Origin of the sequence: Citrobacter sp. CK206 (assembly GCF_030333125.1) — a bacterium.
GTDB lineage: Bacteria > Pseudomonadota > Gammaproteobacteria > Enterobacterales > Enterobacteriaceae > Citrobacter_B > Citrobacter_B koseri.
In genome coordinates this window covers 308,773-326,442 of record NZ_JAOWGM010000020.1, presented here as the reverse complement: position 1 = coordinate 326,442, position 17,670 = coordinate 308,773, and the positions used below count along the sequence as shown (strand labels likewise).

General features: G+C 52.9%; 16 protein-coding genes. 1 reads left to right on the top strand and 15 read right to left on the bottom strand.

All coding sequences use genetic code 11. From position 1 onward, the window contains the following. Nucleotides 1–104: 104 nt before the first annotated feature. From OGX81_RS02275 to OGX81_RS02235, 9 genes are all read right to left on the bottom strand, one after another. Nucleotides 105–2,633, bottom strand: coding sequence for an amidohydrolase family protein (locus OGX81_RS02275; protein WP_142906549.1), 2,529 nt, complete (start codon nucleotides 2,631–2,633; stop codon nucleotides 105–107). Next, entirely contained in the window at nucleotides 2,630–5,263 is a 2,634-nt protein-coding gene (locus tag OGX81_RS02270) for a hypothetical protein (protein WP_286487503.1), read from the bottom strand. The genes OGX81_RS02275 and OGX81_RS02270 overlap by 4 nt, the downstream gene beginning before the upstream one ends. A 113-nt stretch (nucleotides 5,264–5,376) precedes the next feature. Continuing rightward, entirely contained in the window at nucleotides 5,377–6,009 is a 633-nt protein-coding gene (locus OGX81_RS02265) for an IncC plasmid conjugative DNA transfer DtrJ family protein (protein WP_286487502.1), read from the bottom strand. Continuing rightward, nucleotides 6,006–8,024, bottom strand: coding sequence for a type IV conjugative transfer system coupling protein TraD (gene traD / locus OGX81_RS02260; RefSeq protein ID WP_286487501.1), 2,019 nt, complete (start codon nucleotides 8,022–8,024; stop codon nucleotides 6,006–6,008). Before traD ends, OGX81_RS02265 begins: the two co-directional genes overlap by 4 nt. Then, the gene (locus OGX81_RS02255; protein ID WP_137365093.1) at nucleotides 8,021–8,539 is read right to left on the bottom strand and encodes a transglycosylase SLT domain-containing protein; all 519 of its coding nucleotides are present in this window, start codon (nucleotides 8,537–8,539) and stop codon (nucleotides 8,021–8,023) included. The genes traD and OGX81_RS02255 overlap by 4 nt, the downstream gene beginning before the upstream one ends. Further along, nucleotides 8,518–9,192, bottom strand: coding sequence for a TIGR03759 family integrating conjugative element protein (locus OGX81_RS02250; RefSeq protein ID WP_040230290.1), 675 nt, complete (start codon nucleotides 9,190–9,192; stop codon nucleotides 8,518–8,520). Before OGX81_RS02250 ends, OGX81_RS02255 begins: the two co-directional genes overlap by 22 nt. 3 nt (nucleotides 9,193–9,195) lie before the next feature. After that, nucleotides 9,196–9,855 (bottom strand): PFGI-1 class ICE element type IV pilus protein PilL2, encoded by a 660-nt coding sequence (pilL2, locus tag OGX81_RS02245; RefSeq protein WP_040230289.1) that lies wholly within the window; start codon nucleotides 9,853–9,855, stop codon nucleotides 9,196–9,198. A 113-nt stretch (nucleotides 9,856–9,968) separates the two neighbouring features. Then, on the bottom strand, nucleotides 9,969–10,352 hold the full coding sequence (locus OGX81_RS02240; protein ID WP_286487500.1) for a hypothetical protein: 384 nt from the start codon (nucleotides 10,350–10,352) through the stop codon (nucleotides 9,969–9,971). Between the two features lie 70 nt (nucleotides 10,353–10,422). Next, a complete protein-coding gene (locus tag OGX81_RS02235; protein ID WP_049009522.1) occupies nucleotides 10,423–10,866 on the bottom strand; it encodes an STY4534 family ICE replication protein in 444 nt (147 codons plus the stop codon). A gap of 387 nt (nucleotides 10,867–11,253) precedes the next feature. Here OGX81_RS02235 and OGX81_RS02230 point away from each other — a divergent pair, with 387 nt between their 5' ends. After that, complete coding sequence (locus OGX81_RS02230) at nucleotides 11,254–11,724, top strand: Hsp20 family protein (RefSeq protein WP_077258823.1); 471 nt, start codon at nucleotides 11,254–11,256, stop codon at nucleotides 11,722–11,724. A 47-nt stretch (nucleotides 11,725–11,771) separates the two neighbouring features. On the opposite strand, the gene OGX81_RS02225 is transcribed toward OGX81_RS02230, so the two are convergent. The 6 genes from OGX81_RS02225 to OGX81_RS02200 all read right to left on the bottom strand — a co-directional run bounded on the left by OGX81_RS02225 (nucleotide 11,772) and on the right by OGX81_RS02200 (nucleotide 17,662). After that, complete coding sequence (locus OGX81_RS02225; protein WP_286487499.1) at nucleotides 11,772–13,598, bottom strand: DNA topoisomerase III; 1,827 nt, start codon at nucleotides 13,596–13,598, stop codon at nucleotides 11,772–11,774. 191 nt (nucleotides 13,599–13,789) lie between these two features. Next, a complete protein-coding gene (locus OGX81_RS02220; protein ID WP_187228318.1) occupies nucleotides 13,790–14,215 on the bottom strand; it encodes a DUF3158 family protein in 426 nt (141 codons plus the stop codon). Next, the gene (locus OGX81_RS02215; RefSeq protein WP_032942261.1) at nucleotides 14,205–14,816 is read right to left on the bottom strand and encodes a PFL_4669 family integrating conjugative element protein; all 612 of its coding nucleotides are present in this window, start codon (nucleotides 14,814–14,816) and stop codon (nucleotides 14,205–14,207) included. Before OGX81_RS02215 ends, OGX81_RS02220 begins: the two co-directional genes overlap by 11 nt. A gap of 159 nt (nucleotides 14,817–14,975) precedes the next feature. Beyond that, complete coding sequence (locus tag OGX81_RS02210) at nucleotides 14,976–15,848, bottom strand: STY4528 family pathogenicity island replication protein (protein ID WP_049009513.1); 873 nt, start codon at nucleotides 15,846–15,848, stop codon at nucleotides 14,976–14,978. Next, the gene (locus OGX81_RS02205; protein WP_279937852.1) at nucleotides 15,838–16,395 is read right to left on the bottom strand and encodes a DUF2857 domain-containing protein; all 558 of its coding nucleotides are present in this window, start codon (nucleotides 16,393–16,395) and stop codon (nucleotides 15,838–15,840) included. Before OGX81_RS02205 ends, OGX81_RS02210 begins: the two co-directional genes overlap by 11 nt. After that, nucleotides 16,379–17,662 carry a ParB family protein gene (locus OGX81_RS02200; RefSeq protein WP_286487498.1) on the bottom strand — a complete coding sequence of 428 codons (1,284 nt, stop codon included), beginning with the start codon at nucleotides 17,660–17,662 and terminating at the stop codon, nucleotides 16,379–16,381. The genes OGX81_RS02205 and OGX81_RS02200 overlap by 17 nt, the downstream gene beginning before the upstream one ends. Between the last annotated feature and the right edge of the window lie 8 nt (nucleotides 17,663–17,670).

The window sequence follows — 17,670 nt, the reverse complement described above, 5'->3', positions numbered from 1 at the left end:
GGATTGTCATTGTACATAAAATAAAAGTGTTTTTAGATAACTACATCAGCCTTAGTTTATTTCTAAGGCTGGATGTTAGATAGATAATAAAATTATTTTTTTGATTAGCCTATTCCAAAGTCATGAAAGCGATATTCTCTACCTCGTTCATTAAGCTCTGAAATGTAATGTAATGCTTTCTTATCGCTTAACCCTAAACCTTGCAAAACAGCGTATAATTGATAAAACTCACAGGCTAGGTCACCAGCGAAAATTCCTGGATCATCTGAGCCTAGTGTAACCATTATTTCTGGATCTCCAGGTTTTGCATAACTTGGTAAGCCCATCCATCTAAACACATGATGCTCATCGAAACTTTCATATTGGCTAATACGAACATTGCTAGAAGGTAATGTTTCTATAAGAATTCTTTTATCTTTAACTACGTGCATGAGTGCTTGTTGTATTTTTATATATTCCTCTGCAGACAAATATTCAGAGTCAACAAATACTAGCTCACTTCCCCTCGAGCGAATATCTTGATCACTAAGCCATTTCCATAAAAGTTTACAATCATTGAAATTGGAGCTGATAGCTTCGTCTACCTTTATCGCTTCTGCCCTTTCTATATCACTAAGTGGTGTGACAACATCTACACATTTTATTATTTCAGACTTTTTAGTATTCTCATTAATACCAGTAAAAATCTTGGCAAGGAACTCAATATTGAGTCCCCTGAGTTTCATTACTCGTTCTAACGTTATACTATTTACTTGAAAATCAAATAAATAAGAGCCTAGTTCAGTCAATTTACTCTCCAGTTTATACGCTAACTCGGTCTCTCCTATCATTTTTAAAAGGCGCCAGGTAGAAAGTAAATCAAGTAACCAGTCATCTTTATGAATATAAACGCCTCCAGGCATTCTTTTTAACCATAGTTCTGGGGATATACCCATTGCAGTACCATGGCCAATACGGTCGCCTTCACACAAATCAAGTAATTCTATAGCATCAAACATAGCCCGGATGCCTGATAATATATGATGAAAATCCTCTCCAGCATGATAACTACGATGTGTAATCCCAGAGTAACGGCACATGCGGTAAACGCTTGCAAAAACCTCAGGTGGAGCGTCAAGTTCATTTGCAGCAGCATCAATCCCCCTAAACCATCGCTTTAAGGTTGGATAATGATAAAGTGTGTTTTTAAGGACATGGGCTTGTTTACTAAGTTTAGTCCGCAAAGTATAGTGTCTGTAGGGTGTATCAAGGTTATTTTCGGGGAGTTTAACAAAATGAGCAACAAGTGCTAGCTTCAAAAAACGACCATTTATGAGTGTTGTATTGATAATATTCTTTTCAAACTCACCAAGTAACCGTGTAAGATCACTTTCTGGATTGGTTTTATATAAATATCTCCAATATCCACTTAAAATATTGTATAGTATCGATATATTTTTTTCCTCAAGGTCTTTAGGGGCAAACCGACCTTCCAAATAAACGACTCTACTGTGGGTAGGTAAAGGACCATGCATATTTTGGAAACGGTCAAAATAATCTTTTTCAATAGGCTCTCGTAAGTCAGTCCAAGTTAATTTCTGAAATTGATCAAAACCATATTGCTCTTCATTTTGTACAAGCAATTTATAGTAAAGATTTTGTAATATTAAATAGCAGTGAAGCATATTTATCAAAGAAACTGAGGGGGTGGATTCAAGCCTTTTTAAAAGTAAGAAAATCCAGTATCTTTCTGCATTAATATTATCATTATCACAATGAATAAAATTACGATACTCAATCTCATTATGTGACGTGTCAGGTTCAATATTTGATAATGCTAATGACAGTACTTCCTTGCAGTCTTTAGGGAGCTCTTCACTTGAAGATAGGCATCCAAAAGAAGCTGCTATTAAATATTTTCTAAGTTGTTTGGCTATATATAATTGTTTCCGAAATAAAGAAATAGAAAAATTAGGATGTACAGATCTAGCTAATTCCATTAAACGTGAGGAGTTACTCTGAGTGCTGTTAATTTTTTGACAGAAATCAGTTGTTTCTTTTTCAGGTTCTGTAATAGCACGTAACCAACATAATTCGGCATGCGTACTTCCATTTAAATGTAAATGGGTTTCATGTAATCCCTCCCTATTAAAATACTCCTCAACTAAGGGATCATATGGCATTAGTAACGAGTTTAATCTGCTGTTTGGGGAAGTTTCAGCTAATTTGATGGGATGTGTCAACTCTTCTAGATAATAATTATTTTGAGGCCAAACATATGCTGCAGCTTGTAGGGATATGCCACTTACTCGACTTAAAACACTTTGTTGCCATACGCCGAACATTTGGAGTTTTACTCGCAAAATACCATGGCGAGAAGTTATAAATTCCTTTAAAATACAACGCATGGCTGATTGTAGTAGCGAACAATCCGTAGGTTTATAGTGTATTTTTAGTGCATCCAGGGCTCGACTAAAAACATGATCGGGTTCTCTTGCTGCCCAAGGTTGATGGGTAAGATATAACTCTTCCCTAATTTTGTTTTCACTTAATGGAATGTGAAATGAATTATCCTCAATAAGAGTAAGCATTCGATGGCTTGAGAGCAAATCACACCCTAACTTTGCCGAGGTTGATAATGTTCGAATAGTCATTTATCTTCCTCGGTATTGGTAGTGGATTTCGCTCCTTTTCTAGATTTAGTTTCTGTTTCTGTTTTACGCCAGCGACCAGCAATAAATGCTTTAACAGGTAGTTCAGCATTTTGAATATTGACTATTGTCTCATCTAGGGATAAAGCCTCTTTAATTATTGTTCTTGATTCCTCTTTTAAAAGACCGAGCACAATAGGGCAGCTTGCTATTAGAGTCGTGAGAGGAAGGCTATCTTTATTGCTTTTTAGGAATTCTTTTTTCTTTTTTAAGATATCAAGGGCAGAAGTTAGTGGGTTTGTACGATCCGGTGATACATCGTAATTTTGTAAGTTGTGATCAGCTTCTTCAACAAGAAAGGCATTGATTAAACAAGCAGCATTAATTTCCATAATGTCATCAATGTTTTTTCCCTTTCCCAATGAACCTGGGCGAATTTGATCCGAGGATTTTTCAAGGCTAAAATAAATCCTTATCCAGATTTTACCGAGCAAAACAGAGGAGGGTGAAAATGATTTAAATGAATTTCTGTTTAACTCCTGCCATGCGTATACGGCATTAATTAACAAGCTCTCTGCATCTGAAGTTATTATATGTCTTTCCGTATCGTCACTATCGCTTTGTAGGCTTTCTTCTGAAGGCATTGTGTCAATGCTCCCCCCCCAATCTGGACTGCTGATACTAAGTTGTGGATAGGTGCTTTTTAGACGGCGTAATATTTCTTCTTTGGAACGAGACTCAAAAAGACGTTCAACCAATCCTAGCACATTGTATATAGAAGAATAGCAACGACTACTCTGACTAGATACGTCTAAAAGACTATATGCAAGAGTCGGGTAACCTTTGCTATCAGTACCGTAAATGGAATTCAATATACTATCTATCGTCTTGAAGCCTTCACTTTTCCCTCTTGCCTCATCAGGCGCTCTCTTATTCAGTCCAATGATACCAAAATCTATTACAGGGGCTTTTACTTGGGACGGATGCCTTGCTGCTAGTACTGCGGTCGCACGTCTGGCCCAGTTCAGTGCATCTTCGTTTCTACCTATAGCCATATACTGACTAAACTGTCTATAAAGCAAGTCGGGGTTAATATTATTTGCCATACGACGTTTTTCTTTACCCCATAACGTAACATTGCCTGGTCCTGATAACATATACTTTAATGACGCAGATGCAGACCCTGCACATTGCCCTGCAACTTCCGCAGCCAAAGCCAAATAACAATTGTTGAGGTCATCGTTACTAGCTTGTGGTCTTAAATAGGCTGCAGTATCAACATCTCCGTCTTGGTAACACAAGTCGAAAACCGCCTTTGATAGTGTGGGAAGATAATTAGCTGTTAGTTCATCAACGACCACCCCGTGTTTGTATAAACTACCTTGAGCCATCGCTCTTAAAGATTCTCTTAAGGCATCAGAGAGCTCACTATTCCATTCCATACTTATATTATCATCAGATTGTGATAGATAAGGTGCGCACCCCTGTAATACTTGTAATACTGAACGAAGTGGTTGTTTTAATAAATGTGTTCTGAATAATTCAATATCAGATTGAGAGGATATACGTAATCCACGGCTTATAATTTCATCTATGACGTTGATAGGGTCTCGTTTTTTATTATTCCATTTGGATGAAATGATTTTATAATTTGATGATGTATGTGCGGTAGACTCTTTGTCAAAGAGTCGATTAAGTGTTTTTAAATGTTGGCGTCGTGATAATGGAAATAACTTTAAAACATACTGATCTTCTAAATGATCAAGCATTCTTAAGCATTGCTCTATTCTGAAATCATTGTTTTTCTTTTCAGTTGAAGGCAGTCGTCGAGAAAAATTATCCCTAATCAATAGAGAATATAACTCCATGTCTCCGGTAACCAGTATGAGGAGGCGAGGACTATCTAAATAGTTTCTTATACATTCTAATAATGGGAAAGCGTGTTGTGCGTTAGTATCTGCATCATCAAATGCAAGCATCAATGTATCTGTATTCAATAAATGGCAGGCAATGTCGATGGCCTGGTGTAAATTCTTTCTTAAAGAACGACTATCCTCTGCTCGAGTTAGACCTCTATCAAAAAATAGCTCTGGATCAATATGTGCTAACTGATCATGCCCATTACGGAATAAGCTAAGGCCACCGGAAAGTTTTTTAAAGGCTTGACGGAAACTAGTTTTTAGTGATTCATTATTTAATGAAATATGACGATTTTCGACGATACCCTTAAGGGCTCTCAACACGTTTAATAATATATTTTCGCAAACTTCCAAACGGGTTGGATCAATATAATCAAGCTTGGATATATTTACGATGTTATTGTTTTTATCTGGTTTAATGAGATCATTTGATATATGTTCATAAACACTACGTAAAAATGTTGTTTTACCTGCACCTCGTGATCCATCAATGAAATAAACCAATCCGCTACCAGGAGCATAATCAATATTATCGGTTGAGGTTAGTTGAAAATCACTGAGTGGGACTTTATTTTTGGTTTGTAATATGGAATTTTTAATATCTAGGATAAGATTTTTATAAACATTTTGATGAATTAATTCGTTTGGCCCCATTTTCATATAGCTATTACATTCATCAATGTTAATTACTATCTCGTTGTCTTGAGTACTCATATTGTCCCCGAAGATTATTGTTGAGTTCATGTAAGCAACTGATTATATAGCACTAATAGTGAGATTCTTGAATATAAATCATAAAAAGATGATCTGGATGAAAATTGAACGATTCATAACCAACGCTTAAAACTTCCTGCAGCCATCCATACCGTTATCCCAAGCCATAAGGTGGCGGGCAGTAAAACCAGCATCGCGGGTACAAACAGCGGCTGTGCCAGATAAAACACCCACAGCGTGGTGGCGACTGAACTGCCGGACCTGATGACGTAGCGGTGGAGAAAAACCGATTCCAGCCCGGAACCAAACCGCCTCAAATCCCGCTGTACCAGACCTTCGGCCAGCCCGATTACAACACACAGGCAAAGCAGGGGAAGCATGGCGACGAGCCATGTCAGACGCAGCATAAAACTCACCAGCGTATAAGCCAGGACGGTGAACGGTTTCTGCAGGAACCTGTTAGCCAAAAGCCCGTGAGTTGTCCCGTTCTCCAGCAACATCACCATTTCATTCTTCAGCGGATGTGGCTGCAACGCAATAACCAGCTCAGTTTGCTCTTGCCTCATCACTTGAAAAATATGCCTGCACCCCTCCTGCGGCCACCAGAAATACAGCCCCGCCAGCTCTAGTACGATCCTTAGAACCAGCGCGCCAATAACCAGCCCAATAAGCCGTCCGGCCAGCGACAGAAGCCAGCCAATCGGTCCTTGTGGCGGAAGTGATGGAGGCGGTTGCTGTTCACTCATTCCGGCTGTCCCCGCTGGCGCGCCTGCATCCAGGCCACCAGTTGTGCGACGGACTCCGGTAGTGGGCTGTGCTTATCTGCTACGGGCAGTGGCAGACGAATTTTCCACAGCTGCCCGCCCTCAAGCAGGGCAAAGGCCTGGCCTTTAGGAAGTTGAATCAACGCGGCGGTATCCAGCAGCGGTACATTGCGGGTGACCACCTGCTCGCGGGTGTTGCTGGTAAAGCTGTTGATGCCGCCCGGTGTGTCGGTGACACCGGAACTCACCTGGCGGTTGCGCACTTCGACCTGTGGCAGTTGCTTCGTCAGTAGTTCGGCGGTGGCGGTTTCGCGCACCCGCAACATAATCAGGTTGTTGAAGTTCCCTACCACCTGGCCTGTCTTCGGTGCGTTGCCGATTCGGGCCTGAATATCACTCAACGTCTGGGTGTAGGCGGTGACCTGAATACCTGCGCCGCCGCCCTTGTTGACCAGCGGAATAAACTCCTCGCCCATCAGTTCATTAAACTCATCGCAATGCAGGTTGATAGGCGGCGGTTTTTCACTGTTGCCGGGCAGTCCATCATTCAGACCAAACTTGTAGAGATGTCCGGCGACGCTCACCAGGTCAGCAAACATTGAGTTGCCGACGGCGGCAGCGACCACCGTATCGGAGAGCGCGTCCAGCCCGACATAGACTACTGCTTTCTGGCGGATCGCCTGTTGCCAGTCGAGGATCGATCGCATGTCGTCCAGATCGTGGTAATCCGGGGCGAGCAGGGCAGCGAGCGTGCCGGTGGTCAGCTTTTCCAGCAGCGGCAGCAGCGAGGCGACAATCTTGTCGAAGTAGGTTTTGTCATAGCGCACCGCCGAGAGCAGGCCGTCGAGGATCGGATCGTATAATTTCTCCGCGTTGAGGTACTGCTCCAGCGCCACCACGTGAGGATCGCGGCCCAGCATATGGCGTGGTGTGTTTTTGTCGTTAACGCGCTCCGCCAGTTGCGCCACCACTTCCCACGCCCGCGGGTTGTGGCGTGGCAGCACGATGCGGGCATAGTCAATAAACAGGGCGTCGATATTGACGACGTGGCGGGATATCAACTGATAGTCGGGGCGCTGGCCGAGCGCTACCAGAGCGCGGGCGATGATGTTGACAAAGCGCCAGGCGAACTCGCGGAAGGCTGCCGAGTTACCTTCGCCGGAAAGCTGTCCGGTGAGGCGTGACGCCACCTCCGAAATGCGGCCAAAGCGCCCGATCGCGTTGTAGCGGGCAGAGATCTCCGGATACGCTAGGTGAAACAGGATAAAGCGGTCGCCGCGTCCGGCGCGCTGCGTCTCTGTCCACAGACGCTTCAGCAGATCCGCGTCGCCTTTCGGATCGAAAACGATCACCACCTCGCCACGGCGGATGTCCTGAGTGGCAAGCAGTTCCGCCAGCCGGGTTTTGCCGACGCGGGTGGTACCGAGCACCAGCGTATGGCCGGGGCGCTCGCTGAGTGGCAGGGTGACATCAATTTCTTTCAACTCCACGCCGTGCAGCCACGGGGTACCGCCAACGGGTGGTAGCGGACGTACCGGATTCAGCCAGCGATCGGCGCTGAGCAGGCGGGCAAGACTGGGCAGGGTATGTTCACCGCGTTTTTCGATATGCCTTGCCAGGCGGTAACACCATCCCGGGCGCAGCCTGCGTGCGGCTTCCGGTTGCAGGCAGTCGTACAGACGCTGGGTGTGGATGGGCTGCCAGCGAAAGCCCTTACCGAGAAACTGCCTCTGGCGGCTGACCGGGATTTTCCGGCTGGTCAGCGCGTAGCGCGGCAGGCGCAGGAGGTTACGCTGGTAGCGTATGATTTGCCATCCCTGCCAGCCGCGTCGTAGGGCCAGCAGCATAAGGGCGCAGGCCATCAGGCGGGCTTGCCACGGCGTCAGCATCAGCAGCGGGGCTTGCGTCAGGCAGATTAATGCACCACAGCCAGCGGTGACGGTGCTGTAAAACTCCACAGGCGGGCGCAGCAGCGCTTCCAGCGCGTAGCGGCTCATGGTGATGTGGCCCGTTGCAGATGGCGACTGACCAGCTTGCGGTAGCGTGTGGCAGGCGCGCCGCCAGCAGGACGGTGATAGCGGGCGGCGGCATTGAGCCAGCTTCCGGGACGTTCGTCGTAGCGCTGACGCAGCAGTTGTGCGGTGAGCGACAGGTTCTGCAGGGGATGCAGGGCGTCGCAGGGAGAGTCAAAATACGCCCGGTGCCAGCCGATATTGATTTGCCCGAGCCCCACATCAATGCGCTTCGGGCTGGTGCGGCGGATGGCGGCCAGCAGTGCCTGACAGGCCTGCTCCCGGCTGGCGTAGCGGTAGCCGGTGCCTTTGATATTGAGCGTCCACGGCCACGGGCGATGTCTGCCGTTCAGGTTTGCGCCGCTTTCGGTCTGTGTGACGGCCCACAGCAGTTCCGGCGGCACGCGGAAATGCTCTGCGGCGCGCAGGTACGCTTCCGGCAGAGGCTGTGCCAGCGCCAGACAGGGCAGTAGCAGGATCAGGGCAGGACCTCGCGCCATTGCTCCCCCTTACGTTCCAGCGCTACCGGGATTTTGCTCTGCCCTAAAAGCAGCCAGCGGCCCGCGTCGTGGTTAAGCGTGATGCTGTGTTCACTCACCAGCTTTGCGTCAATACCGTGCGCCATCGCCCAGCGTCGCACCCGGTTATCATCACCTTCGCTGTTGACCAGCCAGATATCCAGCGGACGCTGCTGCGCCAGCAGGGTACGTAGCAGGCTGTCGCAGGGCGGGCAGTCATCCTGGACAAACAGCGAAACGCGGGAAGTGCTGGTGGAGGTGGTTTTCAGCGGCGTCAGGCCCGGATAGAGGCGTTGCCAGGCGGCGTCATAGGCGCGCTGGAAGGCGAGTTCTTTCTCCAGCCGCTGGTATTCCTGCCTGACCAGCAGTTCGGCGAAGCGTTGACGTTCGTGGTCAGTGTCGGCTTCAACGCCCAGAGTGGTCAGCGGATCGAGCCCCGGCGACCAGACGCCGCGCACCTGTTGTTTCAGCATGAGATAGCGCTGCCACTCTTCCGGCGTGATACCCCAGGCGGTGGCCTGCTGTCGCGTGGTCAGCGGCCTGAGAGCGGAGTCCGCATTCTGGCTGGTCTGCACCTGAAGCGGTTGCGCCCACGCGCTGGCGGTGAACAGTAACAGAAGAACCAGGCGTTTCATCGCTTACTCCGGCATCTTCAGCGTTAGCTGGCGTTTGCCGTGACGGAATACCGCCCGGCGCTCATCAAACCGCTCCAGCCGCCAGCTACGCCACTGTTCTCCGCTGCGCAGCCACACCACCTGATGGAGGTAAACGGCTTCCGGCGGCACGATTACGGCCAGTCGGATATCGCCACGCTGTACGGTTCCGGCGAGAAAAAACGGGGCCGTTAACGGCCCCAAAGGGTGGAGGGACACGGGATGACGGTAAGCCACCGTCGGGGAGAGGGAATGGTCGCTGGCGAAACAGACTTCGCGGCGGTTTTCGTCGGTGGTTATTCGCCACGCCGGGCCCACCAGTAGTTGCAGGGCGGCCTTCAGGCGCAGCGGGCCGGTGTTGTACTGGCTCAGCGGTAACGGGAGGCTATAAAGCTGCGCCCGGCGCGCATCGGCGAGACACAAAGACCAGCCGCTGTCGCGCAGGAGGTACTGCAACGTTTCCCCTACCGTCGGATGAAAACCGGGCGGAACGGCCAGGGCGGTAAGCTGTTCGAGTGGCGGCTGTTGCGGTGACGTGCTGACCAGCAGATAGCGGTCGTAGCGGACGACTTCTGGCGTGGCAGGGGAGGCTGCGGCCACGCCGTTGAAAATAAACAGGAGCAGAGCTGTCAGTAGTCGTTTCATCACATCCTCCACAGTGCTTTGACAGGAGCGTGCAGGATGAGAGGACAAGGAACTACCGACAACTGTTTGCGGCGTCAAAAAATAGCGCCCGTTATTTCGGGCGCGAAATCAGTTCAGTAAGGGAATCTTTCCCCCATCAGCCCCAGCGTGGCGGCAATGGGGATGCCTTGCTCAGAAAAATGAACGCGTAACGTCAATCTGACGGTTTGCTGCTGCGTGCTGCCGTTAGTTTTTTGCGACAGCACCAAGCGGTAGTCGATACGAATGGTGCGCTGCGGCGGTTGGTGAGAGATAAAGGCCACTACCGCTGCCATTTCAACACCTTTCAGCAAGTCCCTGATGGTGTTGTCATTCCGGTCTTCAAGACAGTGCTTGTGGGCCGGAAGGGTAATGGCCAGATCCAGCGGTAAGCCAGCGTCCAGCGCCTCGTCATCAAGGTTAATCAGTTTGCCCCGGTTAAGGGCTTCTTCGCGTGAGTTCAATACGGTATTCATCATGCGTCTCTCCGGAAAAAGGCCAGGGAAACGCCCCGGCGGGGAATTTCCCCGGCAGGGTGAATGCTGTGTGTCAGAACTGCGGTACAGGCTCTGCTGGCGGTGCGGCTGGCGCTGGCTGGGATTCCGCTTCGCGCTCTGCCCGGTAAACCTCTTCACCGTCAATTTTAATGAGCCCGATTTGCAGCAGATGGGCTTTCAGGCTGACGCCGGTTTCGCCTTTACGGTCGCCTTTGCTGTAGACAAAAGTGTCGGCATACAGATCGCCGAGGCGGAACTGGATCAGCACCTTGCGTTTCTGCTCGCAGGCGTCGATACAGCGGCGCACCAGTTTCTGCGCTTCCTTGCCGCTGATGCGGCAGTCGAACCAGGTGTGCTCCGCGTTGCTGGCTTCGCCCCGTAGTGCGGCAATGTCGCAACACAGGAACGGTTCGCCTTTTTTCGGGGTCACTTCCCGGATCCGGTTGAGGTAGCCCAGACCGCTGGTGTACAGGTTGAAGTAGTGGGTATCGTTCATGGTGGTATCTCCGTGTTGAAAGGTGCGGAGGCCCCATGCGCGGGGATGCCCCGCTTCGGGTTTGGCTCATGGGCTGAAAGCCCTCAGAGTTACTGGCAGTACGGGCATTCCGCGCTGTGCGCCTCCGCGTTTCAGGAATGCATGGCGGACTTTGGTGATAACGGCATTACAGCAACAGCTTTCGGGGTGAGAGGACAGCGAGATTTGTTACCGGTGGCTGAATAATTTCCGTGACAGGCCGGGCGGAGAATATGTGATTTTCATCACAAAATTGCGCTTCGGTGAGTTGAAAAGTAGCCCAGTAACCTTACATAGAAAGCGGGTAAGGAACGCCTGCCCATAAGACATGAACTTTTTGAATATTCTTTTTTACTGTTCAGGAGGTACATGATGACTCTCAGAACTTTTCCCATGTTGCACGATCTCTCCGACTCTCTGTTTGCGGACCGTTTTAACCGCATCGATCGCCTTTTTAGCCAGCTAACCGGCAGTACGCCGTTGCCCTCCACGCCTTCTTACAATATCCGGCGGCTGGGCGATAACCGCTATGAACTGACGCTCAGCGTGCCGGGCTGGAAAGAGAGCGAACTGGAAATTGAAACCGTTGGCGGTCAGCTGAACATCAGCGGTAAACGTGAAGAGGAGAAAACCGAAAACAGCGAAGAAGGCTGGATCCATCGGGGTATCAGCCGCAGCGACTTCCGGGCCAGCTATAGTCTGCCGGAGCATGTGAAAGTGACCGGCGCTTCGCTGGAAAACGGCTTGCTGGCGATTGAATTACACCAGGATATCCCGGAAGAAGAGAAACCGCAGCGCATCGCCATCAACAACAACCCGGCCATTGAACATAAGCCGTAATCGTTGACTGACGTTGTTTTCACGCCCGGCAAACGCCGGGCGTTTTGCTAACCTGATGAGGCACTTTTCTGGCCTCTGACTATTTGAGCCGTGAGCGCTGTAACGGCCTCTTGCTGCTGCACCAGGAAAGCCTCCAGCCCCATTTTCCCCGTCGCGATTTCATCCAGCATCTGCTCCCATAGCGCAGTGGTGCCCGGATCTTTCAGCGTTTCCGGCAGGGCGTCAATCAGCGTGCTGGCGGTATCCGTTGCCAGCAGAAAGCGTCGCTGCTTAATCAGATAACCGCGCTTAAGGAGCGTCTGGATAATCCCGGCGCGGGTGGCTTCGGTGCCGATGCCGGCGTTCTCTTTCAGTCGCTGCTTCAGGCACTCATCGCTGACAAAACGGGCGGCATTTTTCATCGCGGCAATCAGCGTCCCTTCCGTGTAGTGCTCCGGCGGCTGGGTCTGGCGGGCGCGAACGTCCACCTGTTCCACTTTGCAGGTCTGTCCCTGTTGCAGAGCGGGAAGTGCCTGCGTTTCTTCCGGTGAGTGCGTTGCCATCTCGCGTAAAAACAGTTGTCGCCAGCCGCTGACAATCACCACTGAGCTACGGGCAACCAGCGTTTCCCCGGCGCAGTTCAGGCGCAACTCCGTTTTATTCGCCTCATGGTCCGGTAGAAACTGCGCCAGAAAATGGCTGCGTACCAGGCCGTAAACTTTGCGCTCGCTGTCATTCATCTGTGTCAGATCTACCGTTTTACGGGTCGGGATGATGCCGTGGTGGGCGGTGATTTTACTGTCGTCCCACAACCTGGAGCGTTGCTGCAGATTTAGTTGCGTGGCGAGGGGCTGGAGTGAGGTGTCGCTGGCAACCACCGCGGCCAGCACCTGTGGCGCTTCAGCGTGCATGGAAAGCGGCAGATAGCCGCAGTCGGTGCGCGGATAGGTGGTGGCCTTATGGGTCTCATACAGGCGCTGGGCGATATCCAGTACCTCCTGCGCGCCCATGCCCCACTGTTTTGAGCAGACCTGCTGCAGGGCGCTGAGGGTGAAGGCCAGCGGTGGCGGTGTTTTTTCCCGCCGGGTGGTCACATCCAGTACCAGCGCGGTTCCGGCCTGTTGCAGGCGCGCAGTGGCCTCGCGGGCGGCGGATTCGCGGATACAGCGCCCTTCGTCGTCGCAGTACGCACTATCCGGTTGCCACTGCGCCAGAAAGGAACAACCCTCCGCACGCAAGCGGGCATCCACCCGCCACCATGGGCGGGGTGTGAAGCGCGCGATCTCCCGGTCGCGCTCCACCACCAGACGCAGGGTCGGCGTCTGTACCCGGCCCACGGAGAGCACGCCTTTGTGCCGCCGGTTCATCAGCGTGCAGGCGCGGGTCATGTTGATGCCGACCAGCCAGTCGGCGCGTGCGCGCGCCAGTCCGGCCTGGTAAAGCGGAAACGTGCTGTCGCCGGGTCGCAGGGCAGCAAGCGCCTTGTGGATACTGGCGTCATCCAGCGCCGACAGCCATAGCCTTTGGACCGGACCGCGCCAGCGGCATTGTTCCAGAATTTCACGGGCAATGGTTTCGCCTTCGCGGTCGGCGTCGGTGGCGATCACCATTGCATCCGCCTGTTTCAGCAGCTTTTCGATGATACGGAACTGCTTGCGCACCTCCGGGCGGATCACCAGCCGCCATGCCGGGGGAATAAACGGCAGATGCTCTGCCCGCCAGTGTTTCAGCGCCGGATCGTAATCCTCCGGCGCGGCCATGCTCAGCAGATGGCCGAAGCACCAGGTGATGGTCACGGTGGCGTTATGCAGGTAGCCGTCGCTGCGGTTACGGGCGTCAAGAACACGGGCGATATCGCGCGCCTGAGAGGGTTTTTCGCACAGGTAAAGTTGCATGGGCTGTCTCCGGTGAAAGGGAGTTCAGCTTGGTGTGCCGGAGGGGTAAGGCGACATGGGAAACTGGAGGGAGCAGGTAAAAATTGCACCTTAAAACGCGCATTAAGCGGATAGTACGTGTTTTAAGGTGCATGAGGTGAGTTTAAAATTTTCGCTAAAGTGACACTCAGGGTTTAACTTTACGCAAAATTTTAAACCAGCGTGGTTAACAGCTGTATCCGCCGCAGCATAAACATCACCACCGAAAGCTGCGTATTCAGCACCTGCCGCCGCCATTCGAGCGCCATCAGCGCATCGCGCAGTTCATCGCTTACGTCAGGCTGTTGAATGGCCTCCTGCAACGCCACGCCTCCCGAACGGTTGTTGTCCAGATTACGCCAGCGCAGATAGCTGACGCCGGAGCGCGCCGGGTTGCTGCACAGGATCAGCGGTACGTTACGCCCCGGCAATTCATACACCGCCTGTTTCAGCATCGGCTGGCGTAGTTGCAACTGTATGCGCAGCGTCTGTAATTCCCGCACCAGCGCTCGCAGCTCTCCCTTACCCTTAAAGGCCTTTAAAAGGCCCTTTAGCGAGCTTTTGCGGGCGGCGCTTTCTTCGTCGTCGTCATTGTTCATCACGCAGGATCTCCGCAAGCATCTTTTTGGGCAAATTCCCGAGCTTATGCGCCATCGACTGCGCCAGCGGACTGTTCGCCCTCACGTCGGCGCGGGTCACGCCAGTGGTGCGAAAGCGGTTCACGAAGCTGAACACCTGGAGCATTAGCCGTGGGATGGTGGCAATGAAATCGCGCTTCTCCGCCTGGGTGATAAGGCCGAGGTGCCAGGCAAGCAGGGTGCGGCGGACCAGCAGATCGTAATCAATCAACTGTTGCAGCAGGCGCGAACCGGGTGGCGAGAACAGCGCCAGCGGCAGGATGAATTCGGTCGGGGACGGGTTACTGACCTGCGTGGTGTGGATAGCGCCCGGCAGGCTGGCGAAGGCTTGGTCCAGCCGACGATTTTTTTGCTTCAGCAGGTGCGCGATCAGATTCAGGCGGATGCGCAGTTGCTTCAGCCAGTGGGCGGCCCACGGATCGTCAGCCTCTTCGGCGCGCAGCAGACGCCTGAGTAACGCCAGACAGAGCAGCATGCCAGTGGGATGCGCCTGCCACAGCCGGGCGGCGACGCGGGTGTGCAGGGTGATGCGGATATCGCTGAACAGGGTTGTGCCAGGCATCGGAAATTCTCCATGGGTTCAGATGCCCGCAGTGTCGGTCCGCGCAATGAGTCTGGCGACGGGAAACCCATCTGGTTCACAGAAAGTTAATTTCGCCGATGAATGAGGTTTGATTGATAGCTGGTACACCGGCTTTATGCGGTGCGCATAAAATCGGGACTATCTGCGCCTGCGCCGAAGCTGATTGAACTCGCCCCGCCTGGCCTTCTCCAGCGTTGCCAGCAGATAGGCGAGGGGGCGGTGGATATCGTGGGCGGCGATCCGCCACAGGCAGTCGTCCAGCACTTGCTGGCAGAGGGAGGGATCCAGATTGCGCATCGCGCGTTCGGCGGCGCGGCGCTCGCTGGCGCTGAAGAGATTATCCACAGGCCAGTGCAGCAGTTGCGTACGCTTTTGATGTTTATTGTTTAAATCTGTACCAGTATGTACGCAATGCGGCTCCGGCTGCCCGCCAGCCCCCGCCACATCACTGAGTCTTAATTGAAGACTCGGGCGTTTTTTACTGAGTCTTCGATTAAGACCAGGGGCGGTCTTCAATGGAGACTCAGTGCAGGTTCGTCCACTGTCCACAGGTTGTTGCAGGGTGAGCAGTAGCCCGATGGCGATGTTGCGGATACGTCGGTTGCGGTGGCGGGAGCAGGCGGTGAGCAGCGCCAGATATTCGTTGTCCATCCGGCAGGCATCGGCATGGGATAAGGGCGCATCATGCAAGGCGTAGAGGTTGCCGGTGATCCTGCCGCTTTGCTCGTCCCGCAGTCGCTGGCACAGACTCAGCCAGCGGGTGATCCGCAGCATCATCAGCGCGTTGCTGACGGTGCTGCGCGAGGCCTTCTCGCCCTCGGGCTGGTCAGAGAGCCAGCCCTGCAGTTCGTTGTAGGAGGGGAAGATGCCGCTGCCGTCGTCGCGGGCGTGCAGGCGCAACAGTTGCCATGCGAACTTGTCGCGCGGGGAGAGGTTGCGCGCCAGCAGCAGGCGCTTCGGCACGCTCTGCTGCGGGTTGCCGAGAAACAGCAGCCGATCGTCACTCTTCATGCAGCAGCTTCTCCTGAGTCCACTGGCGCAGCAGGTTCCAGATGACCGTCAGCGACAGATCGTGTTCGCGGGCCATTGCCATCATGGCGGTCAGCGCTTCGGGTGAGTCGAGCTTTTTCACGCCCGTCTTCTGCCACTCATTCCAGACCAACGTCTCCAACTGCTCATCCGGAGCATTGTTGCGCCCTTGCCGGACAAACAGGCCAATCAGCCGCCGCCGGGCGCAGACCTCCGGCGTGGAAAGGCCAAAATAGTGGTTAATGAACTCGATGGATGCGCCGAGTGACAGCGCTTCTTCCAGACGTTGCTGGAACAGCCGCTCCTGCTCCATCCTCGCCAGCATCCGGCCCAGCATCTCGTGGTCAATGTGGGTGGTGATGAACTGCACTGCGCTGTTGCTGAGAAACAGGATGTCGTCGGCGGTAAGGCGTGTCAGCTCGCATAGCTCCTGCGGGCTGAAGCCCAGCGATTCGCAGTAGCGGATCTGTCCCTCCTTCAGCGCCTGGACGATGTGGGTGAGCACTGCCTGGTTAACTGAGGGCGTCATGGCGAACCTCCCGCAGCCGCCGCTGGCGGCACAGGCTGATAAGCTGCATCAGTTGCTGGATCTGAGTATTCTCGTAGTCCGGCGACAACAGCAATTCGAGGGCGGGCATCGGTGTGCTGGTGTCGCCATTCAGGGCTGCCAGTACCTGATAGCAGCGCCGCGCAGCCGGGTGGGGAAAATCGTGGCAAGGCGCGAGGGTGAAACCCGCTAGAGCGCTGTCGTCCGGCTCGATACAAGTGTCCAGCCCCCAGCAGGCACACAGCGACCTTGCTGTATGCACCAGCGGTGAGGGCTTTGTCTCATCGGGCGCGGCGGGTTCAGTCGGTGGCTCAGGCTCTGGTAGTGGTGCTTTTTCTGCTTCCGGCGGTGGCGGCCAGAGGACCTTTTCGGCTGGAGGCCCCAGCAGCACCTGCCGCTTGCTCTGGCCATCGGTCAGTTCCGCCAGCAACGTATTCCAGCTCATGCCGCTGCGACAGCTCATCTCGCCGAGCAGTTCGTCCTGCACCAGTTGCGGTACCACGGCTTCCGGCTCGCCGTTGAAGGTGGCGAGGGCGGTGCTGAACAGGTCGGTAAATTCGGGCTGGCGTTCCATCGGCATCAGCTTTACCCAGACCTGTTCCGCCGCGCTGCGTAGTGACAGCAGGCGATCGATAACCTTTCGGGTAAGGCCGCCGTATAGCGCGTTAGGGATGCAGGGCAGCAGGCAGTCGACGGTCTGTAGCATCCGGCTGATTTGTGACTGGCTGACGGGATAGCCGTCGCGGGTGAGTTGCTCCGCCAGCGCCAGTTGCGTCGGGCATTCAATACCTGCCTCGAGGTAAAGATCGCGCAGGTGCAGGATCCCTTCCGCGCGTTCGATAAACATCAATCCGTTATGCAGGTCGCTTTCCGCCAGATGGCCGATCAGGCACTGGACTTCGCCTTGCTGCGGTGACAGCGTTTCCGGCCATGGTCTGAATGGCCAGCAGACGCGGTGGTAACGTTCATCCTGCGTCTCCTGCCACAGTTCATTGAGGATGGCGAGGCGCGTATTCCCGCCGCTGGCGAGCATATATTTTTCATCACCGGGGCGACGGGTCAACACCGGCGGGTTATCCAGTCCACGGGCAAGAATTGACGCTTTCAGCACGTCATAGCCGGGGTTGCGGGTGACGCGGGGATTGAGGGAGAACGGCTGGATTTGCTCCAGGCTGACCTGGACCATCTCCTGTTCTCCGGTATTGCTGACGCCGTGAAGCCAGCGGTTGAGCAGGTGTGAAGCGCACATAATCTTCC

Excerpts from the sequence above, each read along its gene's own strand:
- OGX81_RS02275 (WP_142906549.1), bottom strand. The coding sequence starts at position 2,633 with ATGACTATTCGAACATTATCAACCTCGGCAAAGTTAGGGTGTGATTTG.
- OGX81_RS02270 (WP_286487503.1), bottom strand. The coding sequence starts at position 5,263 with ATGAGTACTCAAGACAACGAGATAGTAATTAACATTGATGAATGTAAT.
- OGX81_RS02265 (WP_286487502.1), bottom strand. The coding sequence starts at position 6,009 with ATGAGTGAACAGCAACCGCCTCCATCACTTCCGCCACAAGGACCGATT.
- traD (WP_286487501.1), bottom strand. The coding sequence starts at position 8,024 with ATGAGCCGCTACGCGCTGGAAGCGCTGCTGCGCCCGCCTGTGGAGTTT.
- OGX81_RS02255 (WP_137365093.1), bottom strand. The coding sequence starts at position 8,539 with ATGGCGCGAGGTCCTGCCCTGATCCTGCTACTGCCCTGTCTGGCGCTG.
- OGX81_RS02250 (WP_040230290.1), bottom strand. The coding sequence starts at position 9,192 with ATGAAACGCCTGGTTCTTCTGTTACTGTTCACCGCCAGCGCGTGGGCG.
- pilL2 (WP_040230289.1), bottom strand. The coding sequence starts at position 9,855 with ATGAAACGACTACTGACAGCTCTGCTCCTGTTTATTTTCAACGGCGTG.
- OGX81_RS02240 (WP_286487500.1), bottom strand. The coding sequence starts at position 10,352 with ATGATGAATACCGTATTGAACTCACGCGAAGAAGCCCTTAACCGGGGC.
- OGX81_RS02235 (WP_049009522.1), bottom strand. The coding sequence starts at position 10,866 with ATGAACGATACCCACTACTTCAACCTGTACACCAGCGGTCTGGGCTAC.
- OGX81_RS02230 (WP_077258823.1), top strand. The coding sequence starts at position 11,254 with ATGATGACTCTCAGAACTTTTCCCATGTTGCACGATCTCTCCGACTCT.
- OGX81_RS02225 (WP_286487499.1), bottom strand. The coding sequence starts at position 13,598 with ATGCAACTTTACCTGTGCGAAAAACCCTCTCAGGCGCGCGATATCGCC.
- OGX81_RS02220 (WP_187228318.1), bottom strand. The coding sequence starts at position 14,215 with ATGAACAATGACGACGACGAAGAAAGCGCCGCCCGCAAAAGCTCGCTA.
- OGX81_RS02215 (WP_032942261.1), bottom strand. The coding sequence starts at position 14,816 with ATGCCTGGCACAACCCTGTTCAGCGATATCCGCATCACCCTGCACACC.
- OGX81_RS02210 (WP_049009513.1), bottom strand. The coding sequence starts at position 15,848 with ATGAAGAGTGACGATCGGCTGCTGTTTCTCGGCAACCCGCAGCAGAGC.
- OGX81_RS02205 (WP_279937852.1), bottom strand. The coding sequence starts at position 16,395 with ATGACGCCCTCAGTTAACCAGGCAGTGCTCACCCACATCGTCCAGGCG.
- OGX81_RS02200 (WP_286487498.1), bottom strand. The coding sequence starts at position 17,662 with ATGTGCGCTTCACACCTGCTCAACCGCTGGCTTCACGGCGTCAGCAAT.